Source organism: Flavobacterium sp. YO12, from assembly GCF_004119495.1.
In the GTDB taxonomy this organism is placed as follows: domain Bacteria; phylum Bacteroidota; class Bacteroidia; order Flavobacteriales; family Flavobacteriaceae; genus Flavobacterium.
This window is the reverse complement of the sequence record NZ_NRQU01000098.1, coordinates 1-10,644: the sequence shown is the minus strand read 5'-3', so window position 1 is coordinate 10,644 and position 10,644 is coordinate 1. Positions and strand designations below refer to the sequence as shown.

Genomic DNA, 10,644 nt, shown 5'->3' with positions numbered 1-10,644 from the left:
AAAGGTGATACGGGAGCGCAAGGTCCACAAGGAGCAACAGGAAATAGCGGAAAAGGAATTACAACGACAGTTGATAACGGAAATGGAACGTTTACTATTACCTATACTGACGGTACAACTTTTACCACTTCTAATTTAACAGGACCAAAAGGTGCAACTGGAACAACTGGAGCAACAGGGCCACAAGGAATTGCAGGAGCAAAAGGAGATACAGGAGCGCAAGGTCCACAAGGAGCAACAGGAACAGTTGGAGCAAAAGGTGATACTGGAGCAACAGGACCACAAGGAGTAGCAGGAACAGCGGGGGCAAAAGGTGATACTGGAGCAACAGGACCGCAAGGAGTAGCAGGAACTGCTGGAGCAAAAGGAGATACGGGAGCGCAAGGTCCTCAAGGAATTGCAGGAGTTAAAGGAGATACAGGAGCAACTGGAGCAGCTGGTCAAGGAGGTGTTACAAATGCAGGAAATAATATTTCAATAACTGGATCTGGAACTGCATCAGCCCCTTACGTTATAAATGCAGTTATACCAGCAACTACTCATACATTATCAAATCAAACCAATACAATTACATCAGTAGTAAATGGTGTTAGTGTTACGGCACCTGCAGTAAATACAGTTGCAAACGCATTAAGCGGTGCTAAATTGACAACGACAGTAAACGGAATACCTGCAACAGCTTTAGATTTAACCCCAGCAATAACCAGCGCAATTACTGCCGATAATGGTTTAACAATTACTACTGGTAATACACAGTTAGGAGGAGCATTAATAAAACCAACTACGGTTACTACTACAACTGCTAATACATTAGCAATTGGTGGTTTGCAAACGGGTAACAATACTAATATTTTTAACGGAAGTTCATATACATCAACAGCAGATCGTATTGTTGTTGCTGATCCTTCAACAGGTGTTTTGAAACAAGTAAAAGCAGCGATGCCAAAGTTCTTTTATGCACCTTCTGTTGTCGTGCCAACGCATAACGCATCTGGGGTTGTATTATCAGGTACACAGACTTTGAACATATATACTTTTTATTCACAACAGTTTGGGTTCAGTGCTTCTGCTGGACAGGCTCGAAGTAATTCATCTTCGTCACTGCCTGTTTTAGCACCTGCAGATTTAGATTATTTTGTGACTTATTTTGATACTAATGTATTTAATACAGTTACGGTTTCAGCAGCAGGAGTTATCAGTTATACAGTTAAATCTACAGCTGTTCCTACAGAAGCTTCATTTATGAATATTGTATTTAAAGTAAGAGACTAATGTTTTTGAAACGTACTATTATGAAAAATACATTTTTAAAAGGGTATAGTAAACTGACAGTTTTTTTGCTTCTAGCAGCTGTTCAAACAGTAAGCGCACAGGTGTATGGTGATTTCCCGTATACACAGAGCTTTAATTCGGCGACAAAGCCTGCCGAAATAATTTTGCCAACTGGAGCTACTGCAAATGCTGCGGTATTTACAACTACTGGATTAGAGTTGACACCAGCAACCAATTCAAAATTTGGAGCAATTATCATTGATAATAAAAAATTTAACAGTGCAGTTGGTATTAAAATTTCATTTGAGTATGCAATTTATGGAGGAACTGGAGCAGATGGTATAAGCGTATTTTTATTTGATGCTGCTGTTACTCCAACAATTGGAACAAATGGACGTGGAATGGGATATTCTTATTTAAGAGCCAATGATTCCTATTCAGGCAATAGACGTGAAGGACTTTCTGGAGCTTATTTAGGTATTGCTTTAGATTCTTACGGAAATTTTAAAGGAGATCCATTTCAGGGTGATGCTAGGCTGAATGGAGTTTCAGCTCCATCAGGAGGCTGGGCAAATTCAGGAAGCAGTCATGTTACTTTAAGAGGTGCTAGAGGAGGTGCTTTGGATAATAAAGGAAGAGGAGCAGGTTATACAGGTTATCCTGTGCTTACAACCCAAAGTACACTAACTCCAGCAGGGACATCAAACGGAGGTGCGAAGCTAAATATCTTAGGGTCATACGATTACAATAGCGGTGATCCGGATAATTTTAATATTCGATCTGGAGCCTATACCACAGATCCTAACAATGTAAATTATCGAAAAGCATTTATTGAACTTGTTCCCAATGCGTCTGGCGGTTATAACATTACAGTAAAAATACAGCATCAAAATACAGTTAGAACTATAATCAATAATTATTGGTACAAGCAATCTATACTTTATACCGAAAATTCAAATCCAGAAAACTCGGACTATAATACTTCTTTAAATGAAGGAGCAGCTACAACTCATACTTTAAATACTGCTATTCCTAATAGTTTTAAAATTGGTTTCGGAGCTTCAACAGGAGGTTTAAATGATATACATAAAATATGGGGCTTAGAAGTAGTTTTACCCTATGCCGCAGAAGCAGTTGCTGATAATGCAACAATATGCAAAAATAATCCAGTAACTATAAATCCATACGCTAATGATGTTGCCTATACTGGACCCACTTATGCAATACCTACAGCATCTTCAAGTAATATTGATTACAGTCAATTTAGATTTCTTAATGCTGATGGTACTACTGCGGCAAATCCGTTTTCGATTACGACAACAGAAGGAACTTTTACCTATGATTCAGCTTCTGGAATAGTGACATTCAATCCCGTTAAAGGATTTACAGGTAAGGCCGAAGTATCCTATAATATAAAAGGTAAAACATATCCGGCTGGAACATTTCAGCCTTATGGAGATGAAGGGTTTAGATCTAAGAAAGCTGTGATAAGTGTTACAGTATCAAAATGTCAGGTAATTACAAATCCAATGCTTCCTTCAAAAAGCAATGCTAAATACTAAAAGCGTTATTTCTTTAAGTTAAATCTAAAAAATTTCGATAAAACAGTAAGTCAATAAATAGAACTTATGAAATCAAGAATTCAAAATATTTTTTTAACCCTCTTATTATTTCTCGGTGGAATAATAACAGCGCAGACCGTAAATGTTGGAGAGTTGTTTATTACATCTGGCACAACTATGTCTACAGTAGGAGCAATGGATAACAAAAGTTCAGGAAATCTGTTTAATGATGGAGAATTTATCTTGTACAGTCATTACAATAATGACGGACTGGTAAGTTTTTCTTCAGGATCACATTCAGGAATAACACGAATGATTGGATCGACAGGATTTCAGCAGATTTCGGGAACTATGCCTATGCAGTGGAATGATGCTGAATTTAAAAACAATAGTATTCAGCCCGCTTTTCATTTGTCAAACGAAGTGAGTATTTCTGGTACGGCTAATTTTCAGCAAGGAATTATTAATGACGATGAATACAGAGGATTGTTAGTTTTCGAGAATAAATCTAAACATATTAACGTGAACGATAACAGTCATGTTGACGGTAAAGTGCAAAAAGTAGGTCAAGAAGATTTTACTTATCCAATTGGCGATAAAAATAAATACCGATTTGCAGGTATCTCGGCACCAAAGGAAATATTGAGCAGTTTTACTGGCAAATATTTCTTCGAAGATTCTAATGCATTATATCCGCACAGTCAAAAAGCAAAGGAAATAGTACTTATCAATAATCAAGAATATTGGACTTTGGATAAAACTGCTGGAAACTCAGATGTAATGCTGACTTTAAGCTGGGATGAATCATCGACTACGCCGGCAGACGTTCTCGTGTCACCACAAAGTTCAATACATATAGTAAGATGGGATGAAGCTCAAAACCGCTGGATTGATGAGGGCGGAGTTGTAGATAGTGATAAAAAAACGGTTACTACTCCTGTAAATGTTTCTGGATATAACGTGTTTACTACAGCAAGAGTTGATGACGGAATTGTTTTGCCTTGCAGTACTTTGACAGTTTATAATGCTGTTTCGCCTGATGGAGATGGAAAAAACGAATATTTTAAAATTGGAGGACTGACAGAATGTTCTGCAGACAATACCGTTGAAATTTATAATCGCTGGGGAATAAAAGTATATGACACCGTAAATTATGATTCTAATGGAAATGTTTTTAGAGGCTATTCAGAAGGAAGAACAACCATATCAAAAAATGAAATGCTGCCAACAGGAACCTATTTTTACATTATAAACATTAAATATTCTGGAACTTCACCTCAAGTATTAAAAAAATCAGGGTACCTGTACTTAACTAGAAATTAATTTGTTGAGGTACATTTTAAACAGCTTTAAATTATTAAAGATAAAAGCATGAGAATAAAATTTTATACAGTGGTTATTATGTTAACTGGTTTTTTTTGCTGTGCGCAGCAAGACGCTCAGTTTACACAATATATGTACAATACCATAAGTATTAACCCCGCATATGCAGGATCAAGAGGAGCATTGAGTGTTTTTGGTTTATATAGAACACAATGGGTAGGTCTTGACGGTGCTCCAGAAACGAGCAGTTTTTCGGTCAATTCGCCAATTAGCAATAGTAATTTAGGAATTGGAGTTTCGCTTGTTAATGACAAAATTGGACCAACAAACGAGAATAATTTCTCAACAGATTTATCGTATTCAATTCAAACATCAGCAAATTTTAAATTGTCATTTGGTATCAAAGGAACAGTTAATTTGTTTAATTTAGATATTAATAAATTGAACATTGAAGACCAAGGAGATCCGCAATTTCAAGATTTAAGAAATAAAATTTCTCCAAACGTCGGAGCTGGAGTTTATTGGCATTCAGACAAAGCCTATGTTGGTTTATCAGTGCCAAATTTTATAGAAACCAATCGTTACGATGATAATGATGTGGCGATTTATAAAGATAGAATCAACTATTATTTAATGGGAGGATATGTATTTGATTTAGATAAATATCAATACATCAAATTCAAACCTGCGGTATTAGTAAAAATGGTAGAAGGAGCGCCTTTGCAAGTAGATCTTTCAGCTAATTTTATGTTCAACGACAAATTTGTTGTAGGAGCAGCATACAGATGGAGTGCAGCATTGAGCGCAATGGCAGGATTTCAGGTTTCAGATGGACTTTATATAGGATATGCCTATGACCATGAAACAACAAAATTGCAAAATTATAATTCAGGATCGCATGAAATATTTCTGAGATACGAGTTCTTTAAAAACTATGGTAAAATTACAACCCCACGTTTCTTTTAATCCTACATTAACAATGAAAAATTTTATACTTGTTTACGCCTTACTAATTGTTTTTTCATTTAATAGTTATTCCCAGCAAAACCAGACAGTTTCTGCTGATAAAGACTATAACAATTATGCCTATATAGATGCCATTAAAACCTACGAAAGAATTGCTGATAAAGGATTCAAATCTGAGGATATGTTCAAGAAATTAGGTAATTCTTTTTATTTCAATTCAGAGTTTGAGAAAGCAGCCAAATGGTACGAGGAATTATTTGCTATGAAAAGCGAAGTAGAACCAGAGTATTATTATCGTTATGCACAATCATTAAAAGCAGCTGGAAATGATAAAAAAGCAAATGAAATATTAGACTTGTTTGCTCAAAAATCAAAGAAAGATACAAGAGCTGAGCGCTATTTAAAAGATAAAAATTATTTAGCAGAAATTAAAGCCAATTCAGGAAGATATAAAATTGAAGACGCAGGAGTAAACAGTAAGTACTCAGATTACGGAACTTCATTTTATCAAAATAAAATAGTGTTCACATCAGCCAGAGATACTGGGAATTTTGCACAGCGAATTCACAAATGGACGGGCGAGCATTTTACAAATCTTTATCAAGCTGATATTGATGCCGATTTCAATCCAAATAAACCCGAAAAGATAAAATCTAAAATCAATTCTAAATTCAACGAAGCGACGCCTGTTTTTACAAAAGACGGAAAAACGGTTTATTTTACAAGAAACAATTTTATTGACGGCAAAAAAGGAAAAGATGGTAATAAAACTACTCTAATTAAAATATACAAAGCAACTTTTGAAAATAATAAATGGACGAACATTATTGAACTTCCATTTAATAGTGATACTTATAGTACCGCACATCCAGCATTAAGTCCTGATGAAAAAACCTTGTATTTTGCATCTGATATGCCGGGAACATTTGGACAGTCAGATATTTATAAAGTGAGTATTAATGGAAGCGGTGGTTTTGGTTCTCCAGAAAATTTAGGTAAAACCATTAATACTGAAGGAAAAGAAACTTTTCCATTTATAACAGCTGATAACGAAATTTATTTTGCTTCTGATGGTCATCCAGGACTTGGAGGTTTAGATGTATTTGTTGGTAAAATAAGCGGGAATGAAATAACAAATATTAAAAATGTAGGTGCTGATATTAATTCTCCTAACGATGATTTTGCATTTGTTATTGATACTAAGTCCAGAAGAGGTTTTTTCTCTTCGAATAAAGACGGCGGACAAGGTTCTGATGATATTTATAAGTTTTTAGAAACGCGCAAATTAGATTGTATTCAGGAGTTAAACGGTATTATTACAGATACGCAGACAGGAATTATTTTATCTGGTGCCAAAGTCTCATTGTATGATAATATGCAGGTGCTGAAAAGTACTGTTATTTCAGATTTAAATGGATTTTACAGTTTTTCTGTTGAATGTGGAAAAACCTATAATGTAAGAGTTGAAAAAGCAGATTATGCAACTAAAGAAGTTCGTACATCGATTGGAACAGAAACAGGAAAAACGTATTTGCCAATTTCACTGGATAAAGTTACATGTCAGGTTGCAGTAGGAGATGATTTAGGGAAATGTTTTGATATTAAAATGATTTATTTTGATTTGGATGGATCAGATATTCGTCCAGAAGCGGTCTTGGATTTGGTGAAAATTTTAGATGTTTTAAATCAGTATCCAACAATGAAAATAGATATTCGTTCGCATACAGACAGCCGTCAAACAGCCGTATACAATGAAAGACTTTCTGACAGAAGAGCCAAATCGACAATTAAATGGCTGGTAAAAAATGGTATTTCACCAAACAGATTAACAGGTAAAGGTTATGGTGAAACTCAACTTGTAAATGAATGTTCTGATGGTGTAAAATGTACCGAAGAACAGCATCAAATGAATAGAAGAAGTGAATTTATTATCACGAAACTTTAAAATATAAATCAATTATTTTTTTTAAAACTAGATAAACAAGAGAAGAATGAGCCGAAAAACCATATCAATAATTAGTTACTTAACTCTTGTAGGATGGGTAATTTCTTTTCTTGTTTATCATAATGGAGGAAGATCTTCATTTGCACAATATCATCTAAAACAGTCCTTTGGATTAGGAGTTTTGAGTGCAGTTTTAGGCAGCATATTTTTTCCAATCTTTTCAATTAATCCTGTAATTTCAACTTTCTTTACCATCTTAAGCTTTGGTGTATTAATTGTTTTAATAGCGGGGATTATTAATGCTGTCAACCAAAAAAGAAAACCAATACCACTAATCGGATCTATGTTTGTTGATCGATTTAACTTTATCAAATATTAAATTTTCTATTCTTTGTTTTTAAAAGAATACAGTACAATACTTTTATCAGATTATCTCGTTGTTTACAAAATGTTTCCTTAAAATGGTTAGTGAATAAAAGTCTTATTTTGAGGTTTTTATGTCTTATTGTGGAGGTGTTTAATTTTGAAGTGAAATACTTTTGTCTTTGTTTATCAAGATTATATAAATCAAAAAAGAAAAACAAATACAAAACCTAAAATGAAACATTGATGAGCTGTAATCAGCTCAGTTTAGGGAGTATTAATTGTAAAGAAATTGACAATGGAAAAGATACAAGTTTTGGTGCGAGACGATAAAGGATTGTTTTTAAAAATGTTTAAAAATAATTTTGCAGATGAATTTAAATTTACCCAAGATTCATTTTTGATTAGTAAAAAGCCAAAATCTCAAGGGCTTAACAGATCAATATTTGTAGTTTACAGTCGTCAAGAATTAATTGAATTTTTGAAACTTGAAAAGAAAGGAACAATTGCTTTAGTCTGTTTATTTGATAAGTTATTGTATGCTAATATTGCTGTTCTAGAAGAAATTAACAATTTGATAGCGCTAAGCGGTTACCAAACAAAAAGAGGAATTGTTAATGACTTGAAGGTATATCTTAAAACTGCTGTTCAATCAAAAAGTGATACCATTCAATCTAAAGTTTTGAATGTAGATACAAAACAAATACAGTCAAATGATTTATATAAAACAGTGTTGTATTTTGTATAACAAACCCAATGTGCATAATTTTTTAAACACATATTCTCGATAGAGATTCACACTGCCCAAAAAAAGACATTCCACTTAATCAAAAAGCACAGAGCACGTCTAAATGAAAAAAATACAAAAAGGAGCTTCTAAAATTGAAGCTCCTTTTTTGTAAAAACTTATTGATTTGTTAAAGATGAATATTGATTGTATTTCCGTCTTTAATCCGTTTGGTAAATACTATTTTTTTTCCATTAGAGATAGTTACTTTCAATTTCTCATTCACTCTTTCAACAGTAATATCAAAATCTTTTTCAAAAGCATGTATTTGACGCAGTTTCATTACGGGCCAAGATTTAGGAAGTCTTGGCGTAAAATCGAAACTGTTTAAACCAGTAGGACGAATGCCAAATAATCCCTCCGTAAAAATTCTACAGTATAAACCGCTTTCCGCAGAAAGATGTCGCTGATCTCCTTCAGGATAAGCCTCTACAGGATACGGAACATGATCGCCTAATAAGCGACGGTTCGAGTAATAATGTAAAAAATTCAATGCCTTCTCCGTTTCTCCCGCAGCCAATACGCCTCTTAAAGCATATAAAGTCGAGCGGTCCCAAAATATTTTATCACCTGCAATACTGGCTAGACCATCTTTTGTCCATAATCTTGAAGAAAACAAAGCATCTATAGTTCCCTCTTTTCGATCATAAATTCCCATTGTGAGAGGAGTACAAATCCAAGCTCTTAAAACATCATTTTCTTTGTAGTATTTATAGGTTTCGAAGCCTTCTACTTTTCCTCCAAAATACTTTTCAATAGCTGTTTTTAAATTTTCAGCTTCAGCTTTATATTTTTTCAGTTGGGTTTTGTCTTTTCCTAAAGCTTCACCTAAATAAACAGCAGAGTTAAGAGCATCATAATATAAAGATGAGGTGTTAAGATTGGCTTTTCCTGCCGGAAGACGCCCTTCGAGTTCATCAGAATCAGAAGTTACAACTCCATCAGAATTAAGTTTTCTATGGCAATACTCTAAACACCACTCAATCAATGGCCATAATTGTTTGGCTTCATTTTTATTTCCTCGAGAAAGAGCATAACGTGCCGCACCGTAAGAAATCATTGCGCCATCACCTCGGTCGCCTGCACCATTCCAAATATCCGTTCCTTCGGCAACAATCGAACTTGGGATAGGTTTGTATTCCTTATTCATGAATTTGGCAAATTGCAAATAAGCGTTTAATGATGCCTGATTACCATACTCATATCCTAAAAACGGAAAGAATGGCCCAATATATTCAGCTTGATCGTTTGCCCAAATAGCCGCATAATAAGATTCTCCTCCAGGACCGTGCATAGGCCCGCCTTTAGTTTCAAAAATACTTTCAGAAGCTCTAATTTTGGCAAAAGCAAATTCTGTATTCAAAACTTCATCAGGCGTTTCTAATATGAGTTTATGCCAAAATTCATGTATTAATTTTAAACGTTTCTCTTTTTCTTCTTCAATGTTTACCACTGGAGTTGGCTCGTTTGTTTTACCTGCCGAATAGAAAACAGTGAAACGAATTGTTTCGTTTGGCTGAAGATTAAAATTTCCGTGATTAAAAAGATCGACATGTAAATTATAACTGCCTTCCGTTCCTTTTGCTGGATTTGACGTATAAACGGCATTTGATTTTGGAATTTCTACAATGCAAGATTTTTCAGAAATGTTTTTAAGGGTATAAATTTCACAATATCCTGATAAAGTTGTCGATGGGAAAAACTGTCTGGTTAATTCAAGAGTAGTACCTGCTTTACTCTTAACCAGTAATGTCCCGTTCAATGTTAGCGAAATTACTTTTTCAGCAGCAATGGGTTTGTAATTTACCGTCACCAAATCAAAGGCATCTTGCGCAAACTGACGCGTAAAACTAGCATGGGTATTATTTGGAATTGTTCTCAGCATTGGCCAAACCAAACTGCGGGTAGCATGAAACGTACCATCTGCCGCTACACCATATCGTAATACGCAGGAGATTTTTTTACCGCTCATTTCAATGTGGTCTTTGTGCGGAATATTGTTCTTTATCTGCCAAGAAATAGATCCGTCTTTATCAATCTGCCAGCGGCGCTCTTCTTGCGAAAAGAGTGTACTGGAAAAAAAGCAAAGTGCAGCTGCGACAAATAGAAAATGCTTTCGGGTTTTGGCAAATAATATCTTCATTGTATTTATTTTTTAATTTTCATGAGGGGCAAAAGGCCATTTTTCAGGTTGTTTATCTTATGTTTCTGTTTAGTAGAAAGAAATAAAATTGAAAATCAAAATTAGAAAGGTTTCTTTGTTTTTTCGTACCAGTACCAACTAGTTTGTTTGTGATATGTCTAAAATAGTATCATGATCTGATAGAATATGAAAAGAAAACGGATAATATATGAATACAAGTCATACAACGAGGAGCTGTCGGTAATAAAAGGAATTTGCGTATTATTTTAAGATTGAAAATATT

General features: G+C 34.5%; 7 protein-coding genes and 1 pseudogene. 7 read left to right on the top strand and 1 reads right to left on the bottom strand.

All coding sequences use genetic code 11. The features are described 5' to 3' along the window. The 7 genes and pseudogenes from BOW55_RS19765 to BOW55_RS19735 form a co-directional block, all read left to right on the top strand. Window positions 1–1,272 (top strand): annotated as a pseudogene (locus BOW55_RS19765) (collagen-like protein); the annotation flags it as partial. Window positions 1,273–1,292: 20 nt separating this feature from the next. Next, the gene (locus BOW55_RS19760; protein WP_129026076.1) at window positions 1,293–2,834 is read left to right on the top strand and encodes a hypothetical protein; all 1,542 of its coding nucleotides are present in this window, start codon (window positions 1,293–1,295) and stop codon (window positions 2,832–2,834) included. A gap of 66 nt (window positions 2,835–2,900) precedes the next feature. Then, complete coding sequence (locus tag BOW55_RS19755; RefSeq protein WP_129026074.1) at window positions 2,901–4,157, top strand: gliding motility-associated C-terminal domain-containing protein; 1,257 nt, start codon at window positions 2,901–2,903, stop codon at window positions 4,155–4,157. A gap of 48 nt (window positions 4,158–4,205) precedes the next feature. Continuing rightward, window positions 4,206–5,123 (top strand): type IX secretion system membrane protein PorP/SprF, encoded by a 918-nt coding sequence (locus BOW55_RS19750; protein ID WP_129026072.1) that lies wholly within the window; start codon window positions 4,206–4,208, stop codon window positions 5,121–5,123. Window positions 5,124–5,136: 13 nt separating this feature from the next. Then, the gene (locus tag BOW55_RS19745) at window positions 5,137–7,068 is read left to right on the top strand and encodes an OmpA family protein (protein ID WP_129026070.1); all 1,932 of its coding nucleotides are present in this window, start codon (window positions 5,137–5,139) and stop codon (window positions 7,066–7,068) included. 46 nt (window positions 7,069–7,114) lie between these two features. Continuing rightward, window positions 7,115–7,447, top strand: coding sequence for a DUF4870 domain-containing protein (locus tag BOW55_RS19740; RefSeq protein ID WP_129026068.1), 333 nt, complete (start codon window positions 7,115–7,117; stop codon window positions 7,445–7,447). 282 nt (window positions 7,448–7,729) lie between these two features. After that, window positions 7,730–8,179, top strand: coding sequence for a hypothetical protein (locus BOW55_RS19735; RefSeq protein WP_129026066.1), 450 nt, complete (start codon window positions 7,730–7,732; stop codon window positions 8,177–8,179). Between the two features lie 169 nt (window positions 8,180–8,348). Here the strand turns inward: BOW55_RS19735 and BOW55_RS19730 are convergent, their stop codons facing one another. Beyond that, complete coding sequence (locus BOW55_RS19730; RefSeq protein ID WP_129026064.1) at window positions 8,349–10,361, bottom strand: hypothetical protein; 2,013 nt, start codon at window positions 10,359–10,361, stop codon at window positions 8,349–8,351. Window positions 10,362–10,644: the final 283 nt, after the last annotated feature.

Coding starts and splice junctions, on each gene's coding strand:
- BOW55_RS19760 (WP_129026076.1), top strand. CDS start 1,293: ATGAAAAATACATTTTTAAAAGGGTATAGTAAACTGACAGTTTTTTTG.
- BOW55_RS19735 (WP_129026066.1), top strand. CDS start 7,730: ATGGAAAAGATACAAGTTTTGGTGCGAGACGATAAAGGATTGTTTTTA.
- BOW55_RS19755 (WP_129026074.1), top strand. CDS start 2,901: ATGAAATCAAGAATTCAAAATATTTTTTTAACCCTCTTATTATTTCTC.
- BOW55_RS19730 (WP_129026064.1), bottom strand. CDS start 10,361: ATGAAGATATTATTTGCCAAAACCCGAAAGCATTTTCTATTTGTCGCA.
- BOW55_RS19745 (WP_129026070.1), top strand. CDS start 5,137: ATGAAAAATTTTATACTTGTTTACGCCTTACTAATTGTTTTTTCATTT.
- BOW55_RS19740 (WP_129026068.1), top strand. CDS start 7,115: ATGAGCCGAAAAACCATATCAATAATTAGTTACTTAACTCTTGTAGGA.
- BOW55_RS19750 (WP_129026072.1), top strand. CDS start 4,206: ATGAGAATAAAATTTTATACAGTGGTTATTATGTTAACTGGTTTTTTT.